Raw genomic sequence first — 20,290 nt, 5'->3', positions numbered from 1 at the left:
TGGCGCGAGAGACGAAGCCCAGATGGCGGAATTGGTAGACGCACTAGGTTCAGGTCCTAGCGGTGGCAACACTGTGGAGGTTCGAGTCCTCTTCTGGGCACCATATCCAAAGGGCAGATGATCGCAAGATCATCTGCCTTTTTCATTTGTCCGCCCGGAAAGTCAGGTGCCTGCGCACCTGACGTGAGGACTCGAAGGGCCTGGCTTGCAAGCCAGGCCGGGGTCGCGCCAGTGTGACCGAGTCCTCTTCTGGGCACCATATTTGAAAGGCAGATGATCGCAAGATCGTCTGCCTTTTTCATTTTGTCCGCCCGGAAAGCCGGGTGCCTGCGCACTTGAGGTGGGGACTCGAGGGCCTGGCTTGCAGGTCGGGCCGGTGCGGCCGCGTGCGCTTCCGGGCGGCAATATCCGGTTCCGCGGGCAGCCGGATCGGCTTGTGATACATCGGCAGCGCCCGCCGAAAGAGCCTGCGCAGGCGGGCGCTTTGCATGCGCTTCTCGATGGTGCATCGCCTGCCGCATGAGCGGCGTTTCCCGTCTTTCCAGCGGTATCGGCAGCGCCGCCGCGCTGCCTCGTCCACGAAGTGTTACGTCGCTGTATCAAGGCCGCGCCGACCTCCGCGCGCAGCGTTGGCGCCCGCTCGCCGGCGCCTTACACGGCCTTGCGCAATCGCCTATGCTCAAGCAAATCGGGCGGCGTTCATTGGGCAGAGGGGCGCGCCATGTGTGTTGTCTTGTCATGGTCGAGAGAGGGAGAGTCCGGACGCCGGTCCGGACTTCGGCGTCGTCTTGTCGCCTGCGGCACTGCGGCGCCTCCCCATGCTTCCCGCCGCTGCGGGCTGCTGTTGCTGCTGCAACTGTTGCTGCTGCCGGCCTTCGTTCAAGCTGAGGAGTCCTCTGTCGAGTGGCGCCAGCCCCGTGCCGGCGACACGGCAGCCGATCGCGATGGCATGGTGGCCGCAGCCGCCGTGACCGGCGCCGCCACGGTAGCGCAGGATGCGCCGGCGGCGGTGGCCTCACTGGGGCGGCCGCTTGCGGGCGCCACGCCGTCGGCTGGCCTCGGCGGCACGGCAGAGGCGGCGGCTCGCAAGGCCGAGTCATTCACCTCGCCGATTCCGGCGCAGGTCGAGCCGGTCGAGTATGAGCGGCAGGCAGCGCCGGTGGGCGGCTATGGCTACAGCGGCGTGCCGGGCACCAGCCTGGCCGAGCGCGAGGCCGCGCTGGCCGCCCGGGCCGGCGCGGAGCCGCCGGCCATGCACGTCGACGATGCCACCACCGCGATCGGCTTCGTCGATGCCCGCAGCAACGCTATGTCGCTTGCCTATGACCGCGTGTTGCCTGGTGCGGGCGGCGTGACCATCCAGTCGCGCTTGCAGTTTGCCTACCAACCGGGCGGAGGCCCCGGCCATCCGATCTTCGGCGACCAGTTGCTCGATGCCAGCGCGGCCGGGGTGGCGGTGCGCCTGTACAGTGCGCAGCCCACCCGGCTGGCGGGGGTCTACCCCTTCGTCGAAGCCGACTGGTGGCAGAACAGCCGTACCCAGACGATCAACGTCAACGGTACCAAGGTCGACGCGGACCTGCTGCGCGGATTGTTCTCGGTCAATGTCGGCGCGCATGGCAACACGGTCAGCGGCATGAACCTGTGGCTCAAGGTGAAGGCGGGGCACAGCGGCGGCGCAACGGTCGGGGCGCGCTATCGCTGGTAGCGCGGGGCCGGCAGGCCGAGGCCCTTCGATGCTCCTCGGACGCCATATCTTAGGGCGTCATAAGAAAATGCTTGCGTTCGGTGCGAAGCTGGTCAATAATTGCGTCCTCGCGTGCGGCTGTAGCTCAGTTGGATAGAGTACTTGGCTACGAACCAAGGGGTCGTGGGTTCGAATCCTGCCAGCCGCGCCACCTATTAAAAAAGGGCTTCCGGAAACGGAAGCCCTTTTTTCATTGCATCGTTCCTCCCTTCAGCATCACCGATTTCAGCATCACCGATCGTGCCGTCGCGCCGGCGCCGTTCAGGCGGCGCCGGCGACGGCCGCGCGCGCCAGCAGCGGCGTGGCATCGACCGTGTCTTCCGCGGCGCGCACGCGGTTGCGGCCATGTTGCTTGGCCTGGTACAGGGCCGCGTCGGCACGCGCTGCCAGTTCGGCCAGTCCTTCGCCGGGCCGCAGCGTGGCAAGGCCCGCGCTGAGGGTGTAGCCCACCGTGCCGAAATCGCCGTCGACGCGGTCGGCCGCGGCCAGCACGCGGATCCGCTCCGCGATGCGCCGTGCCGCGTTGCCGCCGAGCTCCGGCAGCAAGATGGCGAACTCCTCGCCGCCGAGGCGTCCGAGGCGATCGGCCGGCCGCGTCTGCGTGCGCGCGAGCCGGGCAAAGCGCTGCAGTACCACATCGCCGGCATGATGTCCGAAGCGGTCGTTGACGTGCTTGAAGTGGTCGATGTCGACGATCAGCAAGGTGAGGCTGAGCCCTTGCCGCCGCGCCGCGGCGAATTGCCGCGCGGCTTCGGACTCGAAGGCCTGGCGCGACAACGTGCCGGTGAGGAAGTCCGTGTTGGCCGCGTCTTCGAGCCGGCGCACGAGCCGGTCGTGGATCATTACCACGGTGCACAGTGTCATCGCTGGCATGGCCAGCGGGCCGAGCAGCAGGAAGCCGATATGCAGGCCGGCAGGCGCCAGCGAGTCGCCTGGCGCGCCATCGGCCAGCGCGGCCAGCGCGGCCAGCGCCGACAGGAGGCTGCGCAGCAGGTAGACGGTGCCGAAGAACAGCGCGCAGGCGGCCGTGGCGTAGCGGCTCGCGGCATGGCGCTGGCCGACGGCTTCGCGGTCGCGCCGCAGCAGGACGATGCCTGCATGCAAGGACAAGGCGGCCTGCAGCGCGGAGACGCAGGCCACGCGCAGGTTGAAATCGTCGCGCCCGTAGCGCCACGCCACCACGCCCGCCGTCACGGCGGCGATGGCCCACCACAGCCGGCGCCAGTCGGGCCGGCGCCCGCTGAAGCGGAGCAGGCCCGCGTAGAACTGCGCCGACCCCCACAGCAGCAGGAGATTGGCGGTAATGACGGAAAGCAGGTCGCTGGCGTGGCCGCGCAAGCCGAACAGCAGCAGAGACATTGCCACCGCGACGTTGCCTTGCCACCACTGGCGTACACCGGGCACATCGCAGCGCCGCAGCGACCAGACCATGACGAGCATCATGGCGCCCAGCACTGGCATGGCGATCTGGATGGCGAGCAAGGCCGGCATCGGGGCGGGTCCTCGGGTGGATGGGGCGCGTGCCGGACCGGAGGCGGCCTGGGTGCGCGAAACGGCTGCAATGATACCCACAGAGCGAGGGATCGGAGCAAGGCGCGGCAACGCGTCGCGCCGCATGGCACGTGCAACCGTGCCGGCGGCGGCAGTGGCGGAAAGGAGAAAGGGGCAGGCAGAGGCGAGGTCTCTGCCGCCCAAGCCGCAAGTGTGCGGCAACCGGTTCGACACATGCTAACCACGGTGCCGCCTTGCCAATGCCGCGAATAGGACAGGTTTTCCGTCGGCTTTCCGCGCGCGCTGCAGCCGGCGGGGACATGGGGTTGCCGCGGGACCCGCCGCGCGGGCCGTGCAGCCGCTTGGCGGGATACCTGTGCGATGTCCTGCCGGGAGCAGGGACCATGCGCGCGAAGGGAGCAAGAAAAAAGCCGCCAGGCGAGTCGGGCCGGCGGCATGGAGAAGCGAAACGAGGAGCACCGTGTGGTGTCGAATTCAGTCTAGTTCCGCGCGCGACAAGCGAATGCAATCAATTGTGAGTGGTCCAGGCAGCATGGCGGGGCCATCGGCCGGCGCCGCTTGCCTGCCCGCGGCGAAAAAACGCCCCGGTCCGGGGTGATGGACCGGGGCGTGGGAACGTAGCCAATCCAACTGTGCAATCCAACTGTGGAAGCCTGTCTTCGCGCCTCTGGAATCAGCCGGCTTCGATTATTGCCGCTCCCGGCCCTCGCGGGCGGTTTCCCCGCGGGGGTCCCTGGCATGCTGATGCTTTACCGCAACTCACTCAAACAAGGTATGCCCCTGCGGCGGCCCCGCGCCTGATACACCGGATCCCGGACGGGTGCCGCCGGAGACACCGCCGGAATGGAATCCCTAACAAGGCGGGACAGGAAAATTCAGATCGCACGGCCGTGCCACGTGCCCGGCATTTCGCTAAAGTGGGCTCGCTTCACATCCGGCCGGCATCGTGCTGGTGCCGCCGGCGGGCGTGCACCGCTGCACCGGCATCTCGTCCGGCGGCGACAACATGGGGGGGGGGAGCATCATGAGGCAAGGAGGTCGACAGTGGGAGAGCAGCGCGGAGTGGATGCAAGCGGTTCTGCTGGGGCATTTCAAGGCCTCGCTCTGGCATGCGCCGCATGCGCCGGCGGGCCGGCAATACGCGCGTGACTGGACCGGCCACGGCCGCATTCCCACGCTGCGGCCGGGTGGACTGGCGGAACTGCCGCCGGGCGCCTGTGCCTGGCCGCACCAGATCGGCGAGCGGGTGGGGAGCTTCACCTGCATCTCGTGGCCGCGCGGCCTGAAGCGCAAGCGCGCGGCCTATCGCTGCCAGTGCGGGCAAGAACTGCTGGCGGGTTGGGAGCGCATCGCACGCGGGACCGCCCGCTGTACGGCCTGCGATCCGCTGCGGGGACAGGCCGCGTCGCGCCAGCGGCCGGCTGCTCCGGCCTGACGGGGCGGGCGTGCCTGGCCACGCTATTCCGGCGCGACCGGCAGGCCGCTTGCCTGCGCCAGGCGCGTGAGCGCGTCCCAGTCGATCGCCAGTGCGCGCTGGCATTGCGGGCAGGGCAGTGGCGCGGGCATGCGGCCGGAGATCGCGTCCTGCAGCGTCTCGGCGTGGACGTGGCCGCAGTGCGTGCAGGTGAAGAAGATGGGGATCGGTGACTTCATGGCAGCCTCCGCAGATCGCCTGTTTCCGTTTCCGTTTCCGTTTCCGGTATAGGCAGGGCGCTGCAAAGTCTGTCGAAAAGCCGGAGGCCTCCGTGTCAACGCCGTATCAACGCACCCCGCACGCAGTGCCCGGCGCGGTACTGCGCCGGGCACCGGATGCCGCCCCGGTGGCGTCAAGGCCGCCGCGGCCGGCTTTCGCCGCCTGCCGCTTCGGCTCCCGCGCGCACCGTGGCGCCGCGCCAACGGGCGGCCGCGCTGCCGCTTGCGGCCTCCGCGGCGGGGCGCCAGCCCAGGGACAGCAGGAAGGCCGCGATTCCCGTGGCCAGCAGGAAGCCGAAGGCGGGCTGGAAGTTGTCCTGGAAACGCGCGATCAGCAGGCCCATGACCGCGGGGGCGATAGCGCCGGCCAATTGCCCGCCGAAGTTGATCAGGCCAGTGGCATTGCCCACCATCTCGTCGGGCAGCCGCTTGAGCGGGATGGCGAACACGGTGGCATAGACGAAGTTGTAGGACAGGGTGCTGAGCACCCAGCAGGCCATCAGCACGACCAGGGAATCGGTCCGCATCACCACCGCCAGCGCCGCCACGCCCAGGGCCGAACTGGCGGCCATGCAGAGCCGCTCGCGCCCCTGGCCGGCCTTGTCGAGCAGCCAGCCCACGCCGTTGAGGCCGAGGAAGGCGAGCAGATAGGGCAAGGCCGCCATCAGGCCGGCGTGCAGCAGGTCGACGTGGTGCACGCGCATCAGGTAGGTCGGCATCCAGGCCTGCATGCCGAGGGCGCCCATATTCTTCAGGAACCAGATCATCGAGGTCTTGCGCACCATGGGGATGCGCAGCACCTGCAGCAGGCTGGCGCCGGCGCGCGGCGGCATGGCGCTGGCCGCTGCCACGGGCGGCCGGATAGCCAGCCAGAGCAGCCCGGCCAGGCCGATGCCGACCAGCCCGAGCCAGTGATAGGTGGCGCGCCAGCCATACTGGCTGATCGCCGCGGCCGCCACCCCGGAGCCGACCGCGCCGCCGAGCAGCACGCTGCTGATGACGAAGGACTTGGCGCGTGCGCGCTCGGCCCTGGGAAAGACCTCGGCAATGGTGACCGAGCTGGCCGGCGAGAAGCCGCCCTCGCCGATGCCGAACAGCAGGCGCACGGCGACCAGGGAGGCGAGCGACCAGGCCTGGCCGGTCAGGCTGGTGAAGAGCGACCAGGAAAAGACGCAGAAGAGCAGGATGCGCCGGGCGCCGAAGCGGTGCGCCATCCAGCCGCCGGCGATCTGCATCACCGCGTAGCTGACGTAGAAGGCGCTGAGCACATAGCCGGCCGCGCGGGCATCGAGCGCGAACTCGCGCGAGATCGGCACGATGGCCGTGCTGATGGCAATGCGGTCGGCATAGCCGACCAGCCAGGCCAGGAACAGGCAGGCGAGCACGGCGCCGCGCCGGCGCGGGGAGTAGGCGGAGTTCATGCCCTGCTCCCGTCGCCCGCGCCGCGCCCCAGCAGGCGGCCGGCGCGCTGGCCGGTCGGCACGCTGTCTTCCCACACCGGCCGGCCGTTGGTGAAGACGTGGAGGATACCGCTGGACGGCAGCGCCGGGTTCTCATAGGTCGCGTTGTCGCGCACCGTGGCGGGATCGAACACCGTGATGTCGGCGAACCAGCCTTCGCGCAGCAGGCCGCGCCGCTGCAGGCCGAAGCGCTGCGCGGGCAGGCCGGTCATCTTGTGCACGGCGCGCTCCAGCGGCATCAGGCCGAGATCGCGCGCATAGCGGCCGAGCACGCGCGGGAAGGTGCCCCACAGGCGCGGATGCGGCTGCGGCTGGTCGTTGACGCCGTCGGAGCCGATCATGGCGAGGTCGTGGTTGAGGATGCGGCGCACGTCGTCCTCGCTGAGCATGAAGTAGGTGGCGCCCGCCGGGTGCAGGGCCTCGCACAGCGCCTCGACCGTGCAGCCGCGCTCCTGCGCCAGTTCGCGCGCGTCGCGGCCCACCACCTCGGGGTAGCGCGCGCAATGCGTGATCAGGGTGCGCTGCGAGATGCGGACGCGGTCCGCGCGCAGCATGGTGGACGAGGCATCGTAGGGATAGACGTCCATGCCGACCGCCTGCGTGGCGGCCATGGCTTCGATGGCCGCCAGGGTCTCGCGCGAGCGGCCATGGTTGCGCACGCCGGCACACTTGTGATGCGAGATGACGACCGGCACGCCGAGCGCGCGGCCGATGGCCGCGGTTTCCTCGAGCGACGCCATCACGCCGTCGGCCTCGTCGCGCATATGCGTGGTGAAGATGCCGCCGGCGCCGCGCAGGGGCGCGCAGACGCGGATGATCTCGTCGGTGGTGGCGGCGCGCGCCGGCGGGTAGAAGGTGCCGGTGGATATGCCGAGCGCACCGGCCGCCAGCGCGTCGGACAACAGGGCCCGCATGGCGCCGATCTCGCTGTCGCTGGCGCTGCGCGTGATGTCCGGCATCACGCTGGCGCGCAGCGAGGAATGCCCGACCAGGGCGCCGACGTTGACCGCGCCGGGCCGGTCGCGCAGTGCGCCGAGGTAGTCGGCGAAGTGCTCGAAGCCGGCGCGGCCGGCCGCGGAGGAGCCCATCAGTTCCGCTGCGCGGGAGGCTGGCGCGGCGCTGATGCCGCAGTTGCCGACGATCACGCTGGTCACGCCCTGCGAGACCTTGGCGCGCATCTCGGGCCGCACCAGGACTTCGGCGTCGTCGTGGGTATGGGTATCAATGAAGCCAGGCGCCACCGCCATGCCGCTGACGTCGATTTCCCGCCGCGCGCGGGCGCCGTCGAGCCTGCCGATGGCGGCGATGCACTCGCCCTGGATGGCGACATCGGCGCGGCTGGCGACGCTGCCGCTGCCGTCGATCACCCGTCCGCCGCGCAGGATCAGGTCGTAGTGTCCGGTCATCTTGCCTTTCCTGGTTATCATTAGAAAATGGCATGCTAATCAATGCTATGGCCTTGAAAAAAGCGAATATTTTTGATGATTGCATGAGAATCTAGAATGCAATCGGGAGGGAAGTGCGATGAAGAGAGGATTGCGGCGCAATATTCCGTCGAGCGACAGCCTGGTCATCTTCGAGGCCGCCGCGCGCCACCTGAGCTTCACCCGCGCCGGCGAGGAACTGGGCCTGACGCAGGGCGCGATCAGCCGGCAGATCCTCGACCTCGAAGCCTTTCTCGAGGCACCGCTGTTCGACCGTTCACGGCGCGCCCTGGCCCTGACCGAGGCCGGCCGAGACTATCGGGACAGCGTGTGCCCGCTGCTCGACGCGCTGGAGAGCGCCACGCTGCAGGCACAGGCTCAGCGCACGCTGCGCCGCGCTATCAACCTCTCGGTGGCGGCGAGCTTCTGCAACCGCTGGCTGATTCCCAAGCTGCCTGGCTTCGTGTCGCGCCATCCGGGCGCGCTGGTCAACGTGTCGTCGCGCGTGGGCCGTATCGACCTCGATAGCAGTCCGTTCGACGCCGCCATCATCAATGCGGCGGCGCCGCCGCCGGGGGTGGCATCGGTGCCGCTGATGCCGATCCGGCTCGTCCCCTATGCTTCGCCGCGGCTGCCTGGCGCGCGTCCGCCGCTCGCTGCCGCACAGTTGCGCGCCTTGCCGCTGCTGCATCTGTACGAGGCGCCCAAGGCCTGGGAGGCCTATTTCCAGGCCATGGGGGCGGCCGACGCGCCGCTGCCGGCCGGGGCCCAGCACACGCTGTTCCTGGTGAATTGCGAAGCCGCGCTGGCGGGGCTGGGGGCAGCGCTGCTGCCGCCGGAGTTCGTCGAGGAGGACGAGCGCACGGGGCGGCTGCTCCGGCTCGCGGAGCCGGCGCTGGTCGGCGATCGCAGCTATTTCCTGATCTGGCGGGAGGCGGCGGCCGAGCGTATCGCACCCTTGCGGGCGTGGATGCTGGAGACGCTGGGAGGCGTCGCGCCGGACGCGGCGCCTGGATCGGCGCCCGGGGCCCGGTAGCGGTCGCGCCCGCTTCGTGTCCGCTTCAGGGAGGCGGCGCTGCCGCCGGGGGCGCCGCGACGCTGTCGGCGCTGCCGCGCAGGCGGGTGAGTGCGCGCGTCAGCAGGCAGCCTTCTTCGGCTAGGATCGCCGACTGGAAGCGTGCCATGGCGTCCTCGACGCCGCTGTAGTCGCGCAACTCGCTGCCGCGCCGCGTGCGCAGCGCTTCGTACTCGGCCTCGATTTCCCGGCCGAGCTTGCGCGCGAACTCGGGATCGATCAGCTTCTGGCTGGCCGCGTGGGTGATGTGGTAGAGCAGGGCGGTCAGGCCCTCGGGGGTCGTTTCGCTCTCCTTCGCTGTGCGTGCACGCGCTGTTCGTGCGCTCATGGATGGATCCTCCTTGAGGCCATTGTAGTGGTCGGCCGGCGTCCGGTACATGCCACTTCCAAGTGGGACGTACGCAGCGCGACGCTCCTTCCGGCTGCTGGATGGCACAAACAAAGAGAGCCATCGGGAGCGATGGCTCGAGGTTTCCCCGCTGCATCAATGGAAGGCACACGGGAGGCCGCCGCACACTCGGCAGGTGTGCTGGCGAAGGGTCCTTCCCGCGGGATGGCTGTCGTCGGCGCAGGCGCGCGATGTGATTCCCAGCATGTTTCACCGGCCATCGCGCAGCAGTCTGGCGGCACTCCATGGCAGGCGCGTGTCATCGCAGCAGGCTTGATATTCCTCAACCCGTCCCGTGCATCCTCTCTATACTCTGGTGACGCAGCAGGGCACAAACCTGTGCCCGCCACGACGTCGAGGGAAACATGCATACCCAGTCGCAGAAGGAATTGATCGAGAAGATCGCCGAGCAGACCGATACGCCGTTGCGCGACGTGGAAAATGCCTTCCAGGAAGCCTGGAACGACCTCAAGCAGGAGGCGCGTTTCCACGATTTCCTGCCTTTGCTCGCGGCCAAGCGCGTCAGCGAGCGCTTCCGGAAGCTGCACTAGTTCACTGGGTCATTCGACGAATGAGCAATGGACGAGCGTGCAGGCAGCGCCACTGCGTCATGCCGCATGTGCCGGTGTCGTTGCGTGCCGCCTGCGCCGGCCGCTGACGTGCCGCCACGGAGATTGACATTGGTGTCCCGAATGATCACGCTGTGGATTCCATGCCGGACCGCCCGGCGGCATGGACTGGACGGAGCGTAACGGCCTTCGCGGCCGGCGCCGGTTCGGGCGGACGTTGTGCTTGGAGGAGTTGCAATGAAGACCGTGTTGTCGATAGCGCTTGCGCTCAGCCTGGGGGCCCTTGCCCTGCAGGCTTCCGCTCAAGGGTCGGGCAAGCAGTTCGATCCCTATTCCCAGGGTGCCAAGGCGGGCGACAAGTTCGACCCGTATTCGCAGGGCGCGAAATCGGGCGACAAGTTCGATGCCTATTCGCAGGGCATGAACCAGAGCACCCGCGCCGACCTGGCGGCCGAGCCGGCCAAGCCCGCGAAGGCGGTCAAGCCGCCCAAGGGAAGCCACACCAAGTCCAAGAAGGAGGAGCCGGCGGCGAAGCCGGAATCCTGATCCATCGGTTCTCCGCCAGGATCGCGAGGTCTCGATCCGTCAAATCAAAGGGTTACGTGAGTCATTTGCGTAACCCTTTGTTGTATCCCGCTTCGTATCGGCGCACCTCCCCTCCGCCTTCGGCCGCTGCGATGGCTCTCCGTGCAAACGGGCCTGGCACGCCGGGCCCGCGTCTGTGCCTATGACGGAGGTAGCGCGGGGTCCCGGGGAAGCGAGGGAAGCAAGGGAAGCGAGAGGTGTCCTGGAGAGAACGAGAAGCGCGGCCAATGAGACATCTTTTCCGTTCCGATCCACCGCTGGCGCGGTTGCGGTATTGCCGGCTCCTTGCGGGATGCGTGCTGCTCTCAGGCGTGGCATATCTCACATGGGTGTATCTGCTGAGAGGGTGAGGGCGTCCTGAAGCCGAGGGGCAAGCCGCGGCGCGATGTCGTGGCGCGATGTCGTGGCGTGATAGCGACGCGCTTGCAGCGGAGCCACGATGTACCTGTGAATTCTCTCAAGGCATGGCTGGCGACGCGTGGGGTCCTTGCGCGGTCTCCGGTGGCAAGCAGGTTTCAGCCAATGGCCGGTGCAATTCCTGCACGAAGCAAGCCTGAGCAGATCCCCTGGATTCCTCCGCGTGCAGCCGGAGCGGGCTGGCCCATGGCCACCAGGCCCATCGGGGCGCATGCAGGCGTTGGACCGGAGGCAACTCCACTCGCGGCGCGAAGATGCGAAGATGCGAAGATGCGAAGATCCGAACGCTGCAGCATCCACCAGGAAGGATGTGCACGCGGAGGATGAACGCCGTGTAGGACGCCAGCCGATTTCAGCGATCCTAAGCAGTGCCTAAGCTGAAACCACGGCACTCTTTTCCGGTGACATCGTCATGGCGAGGACCATCCGGCAGGCTCCGGCAACAGCACCAGGCGTTGCCGCGAAAGCGCAGCAAGCGACTGGCAAGCGGCTGCAGGATGCGCTCGCGCCGTACCGGCGCCGACGGGACTTCCGGACCACGCCGGAGCCGCGCGACGAGGCTGCGGCACGCCCGCGCCGCGTCGCCGGCAGGCATGGCAGAGCGCTTGCCTTCGTGGTCCAGAAACATGCCGCGCGCCGCCTGCATTACGACTTCCGCCTCGAACTGGACGGCACGCTCAAGAGCTGGGCCGTTCCCAAGGGGCCCAGCCTCGATCCGGCCGACAAGCGCATGGCGGTGCACGTGGAAGACCATCCGGTGGACTATGCCGAGTTCGAAGGCGTGATTCCGCCCGGCCAATATGGCGCGGGCACCGTCATCGTATGGGATCGTGGCGCGTGGATCCCGGAGGGCGACCCGCGTGCGGCCTATCGTGCCGGGAAGCTGACGTTCGAGCTGCGCGGGGAGAAGCTGCGCGGCCATTGGACGCTGGTCCGCATGCACGGCAACAGGCAGAAGGACCAGGATGCATGGCTGCTGATCAAGGGCCGCGACGAAGCCTCCGTGCCGATCACGGAACTCGATGTGGTGGAAGCCATGCCAGACAGTGTCCTCTCCGGAGCGGCAGGGCGAGCGCCGCGCAAGGGCGCATCAGCGCGGAAGTCAGGCAAGCCGAAGGCAGCAGAGGACGTGCCCCTGCCTCGCGGCGCCAGGGCGGCTCGGTTGCCGCTGACGCTGTCGCCACAACTGGCAACGCTGGTCGAGACGCCACCCGCCGATGAGCAGGACTGGCGCTATGAGATCAAGTTCGATGGGTATCGGCTGCTGGCGCGGATCGACGGCAAGGGCGTCCGCCTGTTCACGCGCGAGGGCAACGATTGGACTTCCAGGCTGCAAGCGGTGGCGCGCGACGTCGGGGCGCTCGGCTTGCCCGATGGCTGGTTGGATGGCGAGATCGTGGTGTTGGGCAAGCATGGAGAGACCGATTTCCAGGCGTTGCAGAACGCCTTCAGGACTTCGTCCGTCGATGCCATCCAGTACTTCGTCTTCGACCTGCCCTTCTACGCCGGCCACGACTTGCGCAAGGTGCGCCTGGCGCAGCGCCGCGGGCTTCTCAGGCGGCTCTTCGAACGCAATACTTCGCCGCGCCTGCAATTCAGCGAGGAATTCGAGGCTGGCCCGGCTGACATGCTGGACGCGGCGTGCCGCATGAAGCTGGAAGGCGTCATCGGCAAACGCGCCGATTCGCACTACGTCAGCGCGCGCAGCAAGACATGGATCAAGCTGAAATGCACGCTGCGGCAGGAGTTCGTGATTGGAGGCTTCACCGACCCCAGGGGCAGCCGGCACGGTATTGGTTCCTTGCTGCTGGGCGTGCATGCCAGCAACGGGCACCTGCGCTATGCCGGCAATGTCGGCACGGGTTTCGACGAGCGCATGCTCAGTACTTTGCGCGCCAAGCTGGATGGGCTGGTCACTGACACGACACCATTCGACGCGCCGCCGGCATCGCTGAACGTGCATTGGGTGCGCCCGAAACTGGTGGCCGAAGTTTCGTTCGGTTCGTGGACGCGTGATGGGCGGGTGCGGCATTCGGTTTTTCATGGCCTGCGCAGTGACAAGCCCGCATCTGCCGTCATTCTCGAACAGCCTGCCGAGGTCCCCGCCGGGCCAGCACGGCCTTCACACAAGCATAAGCACGGGCACAAGCCGACTGCCGCGGGCGGGAGGGTCGCCATCAGCCACGCGGATCGCATCGTCGACCAAGCCACGGGAATCACCAAAGGAGAACTCGTGCGCTACTACGAGCGCGTGGCGCCGCTGATGCTGCCGCACCTGCGTGACCGTCCGGTCGCCCTGGTGCGCGCTCCCGACGGCGTGGGCGGCGAGCAGTTCTTCCAGCGCCATGGCGACACGCTGCGGGTCGACGGTATCCATGTTCTGGATGCCGGCCTGTGGCCGGGACATCCGGGATTGCTGGAGATCGTCTCGGCACCGGCGCTGGTGGCGGCTGCACAGCTCAATGCGATCGAGTTCCACACCTGGAATGCCAGCAAACGCAGTATCGGCAAGCCCAACCGTATCGTCTTCGACCTGGATCCCGGCAAGGGCTTGTCCTGGGCGCATATGCGCGAGGGCGCGGCGATGGTGAAGGCGCTGCTCGATGAACTTGGACTCGTCAGCTTCCTCAAGACCAGCGGAGGCAAGGGGCTGCATGTCGTGGTACCGGTGACGCCGAGGGCAGGCTGGGACGAGGTGAAGGACTTCGCCCACGCCGTGGTCATGCATATCGCCCAGCTCATCCCGCAGCGCTTTGTCGCCAAACGCGGCGCTGAGCGGCGCGTCGGGAAGATCTTTATCGACTACCTGCGCAACGGTATCGGGGCTACCACCGTCGCGGCCTTCTCGGTGCGTGCGCGCCCTGGTCTGGGCCTGTCGATACCTGTAGGCTGGGACGAACTGGAATCGTTGGAGAGCGCCGCGGAGTGGAGCGTTTCCAACTGTGGGCGCCGGCTGGAAGCGCTGGCATCTCGTGATCCATGGGAAGCCTATGCCCGGACGCGCCAATCCATTTCGCGCGCTGCGGCCCGGCTGGCAAGCGCGCCTGGGTGAGCGGCGAGGCAGGCTGTCATGGACGTAACCCGCCGAGTCACCTGCATTGCCCGGTGCGCGTTGGTGACCGCGCAAACAGGAGAGCAAGATGAACGACATCAGGACCGATTATTCGATGCATAGAGATGTATTGACGCGCGACGTCAATGCACTGCTCACCGACGTGCAGGCGCTCTTGCGCGACGTCGCGAACGAGGCCGGCACGGAGGCGGCGCAAGCGGGAACGGAAGTCGGCATGCGGCTGCGTGAACTCCAAGGGCGACTGGAAATGCTGCGTCAGACGGGCATGGAGCGCGTCTCCCAATGGGCCAACAGCACCGACCAGTATGCGCGCGAACATCCGTGGCAATGCATAGGCACCGCCGCCACGGTGGCGGCGGCCGTCAGTGCAATCGTCACGCTGTCGCTCTATCGGCGGTAGCCAGTGCCATTTGCCATCTCTGTCCGCGACGAGGTCGCCGCCAAACGCGCCTTCGCGCGCAGAAGAGGGGGGCCTCCCGATGGATGGCCCGCAGGCGCGAACGCCGGCGCGCCGCGGGTGCGCCGAGAGGTCTTCGTGATAGGGATGTGCCCGAAGGGGAGCAACCATCGTAGTTGTGGAGACAACCATGTCAGGCGATATCCATGTTGTCCGGCACGACAGTGAGTGGGCGATTGTCATCGAGGGGCCCGGGACCCTGACGAGGTTTCCATCGCGGGAAGAAGCCATTGCTGTCGCCACCCGGCTGGCGAAATGGAACAGAGTAGGATTGCTGATTCATGATCGCAACGATCAGCTTCTTGAGCGGAATATCGTGGCCCGTGCTTCCGTGAAGCAGCGAGGCTGAACGGGAACGCCGGGAATTCCATGCGTGTTGCGCACCCCGTTGCGCGACAAGCATGCTGGACAAGCATGCTGCTGTGCCTCTTCCATGGCAGAGGCGGTCATCGGTGTCTGGTCCACAGCGCTAGTCCACAGCATCTCGCAGCCATCGCCACGCAGGTGCCTCCTGGCGCTCCTGCGGCGGCGAAGAGCGTGGATCTGCCGCCCGCTATGGCTTCGTCTGCAGGCGCAGATACTCGTCTCGCTTCATTTGCATATACTGCTGCCGGCCAATCTCGTGCAGCTGCCGCGGGTACTGCTCGCTGGCGCTGAACCAGTTGCTCAGGCGCTGCTCCAACCGCCTGTCCAGGGGGGACGATAGGGCACCCAGATAGGCATCGATGGCCAGGTAATAACGCATGGTGTTGCGCTCCGCGAGGCCGCGTACCCCCTCGATGTATTTCGGCTGCGCCGCGGACGGATCCGCCAGGTTGGTGAACCCGATCCGGCCGCGGCCGAAAGTCGCCAGATAGCCTTTCAGGGCAAGCCGCCCGACCACACCATAGCCGTAGGCGTAGGTCAGATGCAGGAACGTCCGGTGGCCACCCAGCGCCGTAGCCTCCATGACGATCCGATAGTCCCGCGTGTTCAACGGTCCGCTATCGGCATTGAGCCTTACCTGGAAGTACTCCGGGCCGGTGATGGCAGCGTCGTAGTTGAATTGCACGCGCGACGTGCTGCTGAGTTTCTCGGGGGCCTCCTCTTTGCTGATGTTCACCGTCAGTGTGCTTCCGCTGCTGCCATCCGACGCGAGGCAGTACTTGATATTCGGATGCAGCATCAACATATCGCACCAGTTCATCGGGCCTTGCGAACTCTCATTCAGGGCGTAGCGCACTGTCGTGAACGGGTAGTCCATCACCGCGTAGATTTCACCCTTGACCGTGGATGGCGATTCCTCCGAATAGAGATACAGCTGCCGCTGAAAGGCGTTATGGTCAAGCTCGGGTACGAGGTTCTGGTATATCTGGCGCAAGGCGGTGGCATCGCCGGAGCCTTGTGCCGATACCCCCTGGCTCAGCAGGCAGCATGCCGCCAGAACGGCCAGCGTGCATGCCAACCTTGTTGCGGGCCGATTGGCAGGGTTTCCTGCCGGCAGGCAGCCGGCTCCCGACGGCCGGGGCCATCTTGCAGGCCGCGCCTTGACTGCCTTGCGGCCGAACCGGATGGCTACCAGCGTACGTCCTGCTCCCATGCCTTCAGTTCTTCCTCGGCCTTCTCCTTGGTGCAGCCGTAGCGCTCCTGGATCCGGCCGATCAGTTGCTCCCGCTTGCCGTTGATTCTCGTGATGTCGTTCTCGGTGAGCTTGCCCCACTTTTCCTTGACCTTGCCTTTGACTTGTTCCCACCTGCCTTCGATCTGATCCCAGTTCATGTCTGGCTCCTTCCATTGGTGCCCCAGGCCGGCCGCGCTCCCTGAGCGTGCCTCGTCGCCTGTCCGTGTCTCAAGGTTAGGTTCGGACTGGGCGAGGAAGATGAAGGGGCAGTTCCGAAAGTTGTGTCAGATGATTCCGACGACAGCGGGCCTTGGCGGCGCAAGCGCGTCATCCTGACCCGGCAGCCCTGTCGCCGCGGTGGGGGATGGCGCCGTGGGGTTTGCCGGCCGTCCTTTCGGCCAGGCAGATGAGATGAGCGCCGGACGCATCATCGCCATGCGCTGCCCTGCGTCGCGCCAGCGCGTGGTGCGCGACATGGTGGGGCTGGCTGCCCTGAAGAAGACACCCCCGCCGGTCGGCGGGGGTGTGAACAGGAACGGGCCTCACGTCAGTGGGCCGCGTTCCAGTCTAATCCGCGCGACCACTCTTTCATCCCCACGGACGTGGGGCGTCGGCAGGGGCAGGGCGGCCGCCGAAGCGGGCGCGACGGCGGCTCAGAAGCGGTGGCGCACGCCGACGATGGCACCGAACTGGTTCTCGCCATTGGCGACCTGCGCCGAGGTGTTCACCAGCGTGGTGGCGGCGGGGTTCAGCGAGGGATTGAGGCCCGTCAGGCTGAGACCCGAGCCGTCGCGGTTCTTCGCGTAGCCGAGGATCGTGTAGAGGTCGGTGCGCTTGGACAGCGCATAGGAGCCGGACAGCACGAAGCTGTAGGGGTCGGCCGAGGTGTGCGCGACATCCGTGTAGTAGACGGCCCCGGTCACGGTCAGCGCCGGCGTCGCGCGGTACTGCACGCCGGCCCAGTAGAGATTGGTCAGCAGCGAGGTGCCGGTGCTGTCGAAGATGCCGTGGTAGTAGCGGTAGCCGGCCAGGACCTTGGCCGGGCCGAACTGGTAGGACAGGCCCAGGGTGGCGCGCCGTTCCACATTGTCCTGCAGCGCGACCGTGCTGCCGCGTGCCTCGTCGTAGGCACTGCCGATGGCGAAGGGACCGCTGGCGTAGCCCAGCGAGGCGGACCATTCCTTGCCGGCCTTGTAGGCGCCGGGGATCTCGCCCCCGGCCTGGCTGTCGTAGCCGGTGCTGTAGAGCAGGCCGTAGTTGACCGGGCCCGAGGCACCGTAGAACTTGATGGAATTGTCCGCCCGCCCCGACATCCATTTGTCGTGCATGATGACCGAGTAGCGGGTCGCGATCACCATCGGGTCGAACGACGCGGAGAAGTCGTACAGCAGGTTCTGGTGACGGCCGAAGGTCAGCGTGCCGAATTGCTGCTGCAGGCCCACGAAGGCCTGGCGGCCGAACAGGCGGCCACCCTGGTTGGCGCTGCCGGTGTCGAGGTCGAAGCCGTTCTCCAGTACGAAGACGCCCTTGAGGCCGCCGCCCAGGTCTTCCACGCCGCGCAGGCCCCAGCGGGAAGTGGACAGGTTGCCGGTCGACATCCGGACCAGCGAGCTGCCGCCGCCGCCGCTGTTGGGAACGCTGTTGATGTACTCGATGCCGGCATCGACGATGCCGTACAGCGTGACACTGCTTTGGGCAAGCGCGCTGCCGGGAATCAACGGCAGCAGCGCCAGCCAGGCGCGGGATTTCTTCATCGTGACCTTCCTTTGTCGATCTTATGCTTATCGGCGCCGCACCTGCGCGCTCCCGTGGACGGAGGGAGCAACCAGGGTGTTGCGGCGGCGCCACTATAGCGGCAGCACTACGCAGGACAAAGCCGGATCCGGAGATAGATTGTTCGCCTCCTTGGACAGTCAGGGTTTGCCGGTGTCGGGCGCGTCGACAGGCTCCGGGTCGGAAATCGTGCCGGCGTCCATGGCTGCCGCTTCGTCCGCCTCGGCCGGTACGGACTCCGACAAGAAGATCCACAGCGTGCGCACCCGCACGATGCCGTCGCCGGGTCCATCGTGGGTCAGGCGACTGGCCAGTCGCTTCAGTGTAGTCCACGACTGCGGGCGCAGTTGCGTACGCAGGACTTCCAGTTGCGCCGGTGGTACAGGCAGGTTCTCGCGATTGCCGCCGACGAGGCGCTGCAGCACGAAGACGGCGGCAGCCAGCACTGCCGCGCCGATGCCGACGTCGCTGACCTCGGGCGCGCCGAGGCTGCCGATGCTCAGGCACAGCACGGCGAACACCACGGCGCCGATGAAGAGCATGCGCGCGGCACGGTAGGCTGGCGGATAGGCCAGGCGCTGGGCGGTCGCGCGCAAGGTGTCGATTTCGTGGGCTTGCAGCCTGTGCAGTTGCTTGGGAGAGGGGAGTTTCATCGTGCTGCCAGGTCTCCGGTTGGGTTCCGGCGGGCGCTTGTGGCACGCTGTCACGGCCGTGCCGCGCGCGCCGCAGGCGCTGCTGCCGGTCGATTCGCTGCGGTCGCCGCAGCGCGGCCCGCGCTGTGATGGTAACGCGGCGCGCCGTGCCGTCAAGGCTCCCTTGGTGGGGGTGCGCAATGCCGGCTTTGATGGCAACGCCACGCTATGCCGGTCAATTCCGCTTCATGTGGCGCCATTCTGTAGCAATCTACACCCACGCGCCGTCCGGCACTGCCGCGCTGTGTTCGCTGCCGCGCGCAGGGCCTTGGGCCGCCGATTGACAGTGCGAAAGCAATGGTTCCATCATTTGCCGACAGAGAGGCACACGCGCGCCGCCGGCAGGCATCCGGCGCCACGATGCGTTGCCCGGACAAACACGGGAACGGGGTCATGAATCCAATTTTTCGCCGCGCCGGCATCGCCGTGCTCGGCCTCCTGCTGTGCGCCTGCACGGCCGGCGGCATGTCTTCAGGGCCGGTCGCCGCCGGCGCGCCGCAGCAGCCGGATCCGGCCATGCGCGCCCTCGCCGGCGAAGTCTTCGTCTACGGTTATCCGCTGGTGCTGATGGATGTCACGCGCGAGACCATGAGCGCGCGGACGCCCCCCAACGCCTTCCACCACGCTCGCGTCTTCCCGGACGCCAGCTTCACCGACGTGGTCAGCCCCAACGCGGACACCCTGTACTCGACCGCCTGGCTCAACCTGGGCGACGAGCCGGTCGTGCTGACGGTGCCGGCCATGCGGGGCCGCTACTACCTCGTCCAGATGCTCGATGCCTGGACCAATGTGTTCGCCGCGCCCGGGACGCGCACCGCCCCCGACGGGCGGGCGGTGGACTATGCCATCACCGGGCCGGCCTTCACCGGCCGCTTGCCGCAGGGGGTGGTCGAGATCCGGTCGCCGAGCCAGATGGTGTGGCTGATCGGCCGGATCCAGACCAACGGCAAGCGCGACTACGGCGCCGTCAACCGCCTGCAGGACCAGTTCAAGCTGACGCCGCTGTCCGCCTGGGGGCGCACCGGCCAGTCGGCGGCGCGCGAGGGTCCGATGGCCCTGTCGCCGCGCGAGGGCTCGCCGGCGGACCAGGTGGCGCAGATGGATGCCCAGGCCTTCTTCAGCCGGCTGGCGGAGCTGCTGCCGGCCAACCCGCCGCTGCCCGGCGATGGCGTGATGGTGGCGAAGATGGCCCGCCTGGGCATCGTCGCCGGCCAGCCGTTCAAGACCACGGTGCTGGAGCCGTCGACCGCGCGCGCCGTGCAGGAAGGCGCCACCGCCGCGCTGGCCCGGATCCAGGCAGCCGCGCGGCCGGCAGCCGGCACAGGTGGCTGGCAGGTGGCGCGCAATCTGGGCAGCTACGGTAGCGCCTATCTGCAGCGCGCGGTGGTGGCGCGCACCGGCCTGGGGGCGAACCTGCCGCAGGACGCGCTCTACCCGAACACCCGCACCGATGCCGACGGCCAGCCGCTGGATGGCGCGTCGCGCTATGTGATGCACTTCCCCAAGGGGCAGCTGCCGCCGGTGCGCGCGTTCTGGTCGCTGACGCTGTACGACGAGAAGCATGCCTTTGCCGCCAATCCGCTGGGCCGCTACGCGCTGGGCGACCGCGACCGGCTGCGGCGCAACCGCGACGGTTCGCTCGACCTGTATATCCAGCATGAACGGCCGCAGGGCGCCCGCGTGGCCAACTGGCTGCCGGCGCCCGCCGGGCCGTTCGGCCTCACCATGCGGCTGTACTGGCCCAAGGCGGAGGCGCTGGATGGCAACTGGATGCCGCCGCCGGTGCGCCGCGAGCGCTAGCGCCGGCGGCGCCCGTCCCGGCATCG

General features: G+C 67.7%; 19 protein-coding genes and 2 tRNA genes. 12 read left to right on the top strand and 9 right to left on the bottom strand.

Translation table 11 applies throughout. The features are described 5' to 3' along the window. Positions 1-16 precede the first annotated feature (16 nt). From BKK81_RS30105 to BKK81_RS30095, 3 genes are all read left to right on the top strand, one after another. A tRNA-Leu gene (locus tag BKK81_RS30105) sits at positions 17-103 on the top strand. Between the two features lie 741 nt (positions 104-844). After that, entirely contained in the window at positions 845-1,708 is an 864-nt protein-coding gene (locus BKK81_RS30100) for a hypothetical protein (RefSeq protein ID WP_071020583.1), read from the top strand. A 113-nt stretch (positions 1,709-1,821) separates the two neighbouring features. Next, positions 1,822-1,898 (top strand) — tRNA-Arg (locus tag BKK81_RS30095). A gap of 110 nt (positions 1,899-2,008) precedes the next feature. On the opposite strand, the gene BKK81_RS30090 is transcribed toward BKK81_RS30095, so the two are convergent. Continuing rightward, positions 2,009-3,238, bottom strand: a complete 1,230-nt coding sequence (locus BKK81_RS30090) for a GGDEF domain-containing protein (RefSeq protein WP_083384554.1) — start codon at positions 3,236-3,238, stop codon at positions 2,009-2,011. Between the two features lie 1,087 nt (positions 3,239-4,325). On the opposite strand from BKK81_RS30090, the gene BKK81_RS30085 reads away from it, so the two are divergent. Further along, positions 4,326-4,694 carry a hypothetical protein gene (locus BKK81_RS30085; protein ID WP_071020581.1) on the top strand — a complete coding sequence of 123 codons (369 nt, stop codon included), beginning with the start codon at positions 4,326-4,328 and terminating at the stop codon, positions 4,692-4,694. 23 nt (positions 4,695-4,717) lie between these two features. On the opposite strand, the gene BKK81_RS30080 is transcribed toward BKK81_RS30085, so the two are convergent. From BKK81_RS30080 to BKK81_RS30070, 3 genes are all read right to left on the bottom strand, one after another. After that, on the bottom strand, positions 4,718-4,912 hold the full coding sequence (locus BKK81_RS30080) for a hypothetical protein (RefSeq protein ID WP_071020578.1): 195 nt from the start codon (positions 4,910-4,912) through the stop codon (positions 4,718-4,720). Between the two features lie 173 nt (positions 4,913-5,085). Beyond that, positions 5,086-6,372 carry an MFS transporter gene (locus BKK81_RS30075; RefSeq protein WP_071020576.1) on the bottom strand — a complete coding sequence of 429 codons (1,287 nt, stop codon included), beginning with the start codon at positions 6,370-6,372 and terminating at the stop codon, positions 5,086-5,088. Then, positions 6,369-7,817 (bottom strand): N-acyl-D-amino-acid deacylase family protein, encoded by a 1,449-nt coding sequence (locus tag BKK81_RS30070; RefSeq protein WP_071020573.1) that lies wholly within the window; start codon positions 7,815-7,817, stop codon positions 6,369-6,371. Before BKK81_RS30070 ends, BKK81_RS30075 begins: the two co-directional genes overlap by 4 nt. Before the next feature lie 118 nt (positions 7,818-7,935). On the opposite strand from BKK81_RS30070, the gene BKK81_RS30065 reads away from it, so the two are divergent. After that, a complete protein-coding gene (locus BKK81_RS30065; protein WP_083384552.1) occupies positions 7,936-8,871 on the top strand; it encodes a LysR substrate-binding domain-containing protein in 936 nt (311 codons plus the stop codon). 25 nt (positions 8,872-8,896) lie between these two features. On the opposite strand, the gene BKK81_RS30060 is transcribed toward BKK81_RS30065, so the two are convergent. After that, positions 8,897-9,238: a hypothetical protein gene (locus BKK81_RS30060; protein ID WP_071022644.1), complete on the bottom strand. Its 342-nt coding sequence runs from the start codon at positions 9,236-9,238 to the stop codon at positions 8,897-8,899. A 425-nt stretch (positions 9,239-9,663) separates the two neighbouring features. On the opposite strand from BKK81_RS30060, the gene BKK81_RS30055 reads away from it, so the two are divergent. From BKK81_RS30055 to BKK81_RS34740, 6 genes are all read left to right on the top strand, one after another. Continuing rightward, a complete protein-coding gene (locus BKK81_RS30055) occupies positions 9,664-9,849 on the top strand; it encodes a DUF3562 domain-containing protein (RefSeq protein WP_071020568.1) in 186 nt (61 codons plus the stop codon). A gap of 255 nt (positions 9,850-10,104) precedes the next feature. After that, a complete protein-coding gene (locus tag BKK81_RS30050; RefSeq protein ID WP_071020565.1) occupies positions 10,105-10,413 on the top strand; it encodes an amino acid ABC transporter permease in 309 nt (102 codons plus the stop codon). A 437-nt stretch (positions 10,414-10,850) separates the two neighbouring features. Beyond that, positions 10,851-11,009: a high-potential iron-sulfur protein gene (locus BKK81_RS36950; RefSeq protein ID WP_083384547.1), complete on the top strand. Its 159-nt coding sequence runs from the start codon at positions 10,851-10,853 to the stop codon at positions 11,007-11,009. Between the two features lie 272 nt (positions 11,010-11,281). Beyond that, positions 11,282-13,921: a DNA ligase D gene (ligD, locus tag BKK81_RS30045; RefSeq protein ID WP_083384546.1), complete on the top strand. Its 2,640-nt coding sequence runs from the start codon at positions 11,282-11,284 to the stop codon at positions 13,919-13,921. A gap of 88 nt (positions 13,922-14,009) precedes the next feature. After that, positions 14,010-14,342 carry a DUF883 family protein gene (locus tag BKK81_RS30040; RefSeq protein ID WP_071020562.1) on the top strand — a complete coding sequence of 111 codons (333 nt, stop codon included), beginning with the start codon at positions 14,010-14,012 and terminating at the stop codon, positions 14,340-14,342. A 187-nt stretch (positions 14,343-14,529) separates the two neighbouring features. Continuing rightward, the gene (locus BKK81_RS34740; protein ID WP_083384545.1) at positions 14,530-14,748 is read left to right on the top strand and encodes a DUF2188 domain-containing protein; all 219 of its coding nucleotides are present in this window, start codon (positions 14,530-14,532) and stop codon (positions 14,746-14,748) included. Between the two features lie 204 nt (positions 14,749-14,952). Here the strand turns inward: BKK81_RS34740 and BKK81_RS30035 are convergent, their stop codons facing one another. The 4 genes from BKK81_RS30035 to BKK81_RS30020 all read right to left on the bottom strand — a co-directional run bounded on the left by BKK81_RS30035 (position 14,953) and on the right by BKK81_RS30020 (position 18,425). After that, a complete protein-coding gene (locus BKK81_RS30035; RefSeq protein WP_231908140.1) occupies positions 14,953-15,978 on the bottom strand; it encodes a hypothetical protein in 1,026 nt (341 codons plus the stop codon). Then, the gene (locus tag BKK81_RS30030; protein ID WP_071020559.1) at positions 15,954-16,157 is read right to left on the bottom strand and encodes a CsbD family protein; all 204 of its coding nucleotides are present in this window, start codon (positions 16,155-16,157) and stop codon (positions 15,954-15,956) included. The genes BKK81_RS30035 and BKK81_RS30030 overlap by 25 nt, the downstream gene beginning before the upstream one ends. Before the next feature lie 495 nt (positions 16,158-16,652). Further along, on the bottom strand, positions 16,653-17,753 hold the full coding sequence (locus tag BKK81_RS30025) for a porin (RefSeq protein ID WP_071020555.1): 1,101 nt from the start codon (positions 17,751-17,753) through the stop codon (positions 16,653-16,655). A gap of 159 nt (positions 17,754-17,912) precedes the next feature. Further along, positions 17,913-18,425, bottom strand: coding sequence for a hypothetical protein (locus tag BKK81_RS30020; protein ID WP_071020552.1), 513 nt, complete (start codon positions 18,423-18,425; stop codon positions 17,913-17,915). A 432-nt stretch (positions 18,426-18,857) separates the two neighbouring features. Between BKK81_RS30020 and BKK81_RS30015 the strand changes: the two genes are divergently transcribed. Continuing rightward, on the top strand, positions 18,858-20,264 hold the full coding sequence (locus BKK81_RS30015; protein ID WP_071020549.1) for a DUF1254 domain-containing protein: 1,407 nt from the start codon (positions 18,858-18,860) through the stop codon (positions 20,262-20,264). The last annotated feature ends 26 nt before the right edge of the window (positions 20,265-20,290 follow it).

Source organism: Cupriavidus sp. USMAHM13 (genome assembly GCF_001854285.1).
Taxonomy (GTDB): Bacteria; Pseudomonadota; Gammaproteobacteria; order Burkholderiales; family Burkholderiaceae; genus Cupriavidus; species Cupriavidus malaysiensis.
The sequence above is the reverse complement of the archived record's forward strand: the minus strand, read 5'-3'. Positions and strand labels throughout refer to the sequence as shown.

Excerpts from the sequence above, each read along its gene's own strand:
- BKK81_RS30050 (WP_071020565.1), top strand. The coding sequence starts at position 10,105 with ATGAAGACCGTGTTGTCGATAGCGCTTGCGCTCAGCCTGGGGGCCCTT.
- BKK81_RS30035 (WP_231908140.1), bottom strand. The coding sequence starts at position 15,978 with ATGGGAGCAGGACGTACGCTGGTAGCCATCCGGTTCGGCCGCAAGGCA.
- BKK81_RS30055 (WP_071020568.1), top strand. The coding sequence starts at position 9,664 with ATGCATACCCAGTCGCAGAAGGAATTGATCGAGAAGATCGCCGAGCAG.
- BKK81_RS30090 (WP_083384554.1), bottom strand. The coding sequence starts at position 3,238 with ATGCCGGCCTTGCTCGCCATCCAGATCGCCATGCCAGTGCTGGGCGCC.
- BKK81_RS30085 (WP_071020581.1), top strand. The coding sequence starts at position 4,326 with ATGCAAGCGGTTCTGCTGGGGCATTTCAAGGCCTCGCTCTGGCATGCG.
- ligD (WP_083384546.1), top strand. The coding sequence starts at position 11,282 with ATGGCGAGGACCATCCGGCAGGCTCCGGCAACAGCACCAGGCGTTGCC.
- BKK81_RS30075 (WP_071020576.1), bottom strand. The coding sequence starts at position 6,372 with ATGAACTCCGCCTACTCCCCGCGCCGGCGCGGCGCCGTGCTCGCCTGC.
- BKK81_RS30080 (WP_071020578.1), bottom strand. The coding sequence starts at position 4,912 with ATGAAGTCACCGATCCCCATCTTCTTCACCTGCACGCACTGCGGCCAC.
- BKK81_RS34740 (WP_083384545.1), top strand. The coding sequence starts at position 14,530 with ATGTCAGGCGATATCCATGTTGTCCGGCACGACAGTGAGTGGGCGATT.
- BKK81_RS30040 (WP_071020562.1), top strand. The coding sequence starts at position 14,010 with ATGAACGACATCAGGACCGATTATTCGATGCATAGAGATGTATTGACG.
- BKK81_RS30060 (WP_071022644.1), bottom strand. The coding sequence starts at position 9,238 with ATGAGCGCACGAACAGCGCGTGCACGCACAGCGAAGGAGAGCGAAACG.
- BKK81_RS30030 (WP_071020559.1), bottom strand. The coding sequence starts at position 16,157 with ATGAACTGGGATCAGATCGAAGGCAGGTGGGAACAAGTCAAAGGCAAG.
- BKK81_RS30070 (WP_071020573.1), bottom strand. The coding sequence starts at position 7,817 with ATGACCGGACACTACGACCTGATCCTGCGCGGCGGACGGGTGATCGAC.
- BKK81_RS30020 (WP_071020552.1), bottom strand. The coding sequence starts at position 18,425 with ATGAAACTCCCCTCTCCCAAGCAACTGCACAGGCTGCAAGCCCACGAA.
- BKK81_RS30015 (WP_071020549.1), top strand. The coding sequence starts at position 18,858 with ATGAATCCAATTTTTCGCCGCGCCGGCATCGCCGTGCTCGGCCTCCTG.
- BKK81_RS30025 (WP_071020555.1), bottom strand. The coding sequence starts at position 17,753 with ATGAAGAAATCCCGCGCCTGGCTGGCGCTGCTGCCGTTGATTCCCGGC.
- BKK81_RS30065 (WP_083384552.1), top strand. The coding sequence starts at position 7,936 with ATGAAGAGAGGATTGCGGCGCAATATTCCGTCGAGCGACAGCCTGGTC.
- BKK81_RS36950 (WP_083384547.1), top strand. The coding sequence starts at position 10,851 with ATGTCGTGGCGTGATAGCGACGCGCTTGCAGCGGAGCCACGATGTACC.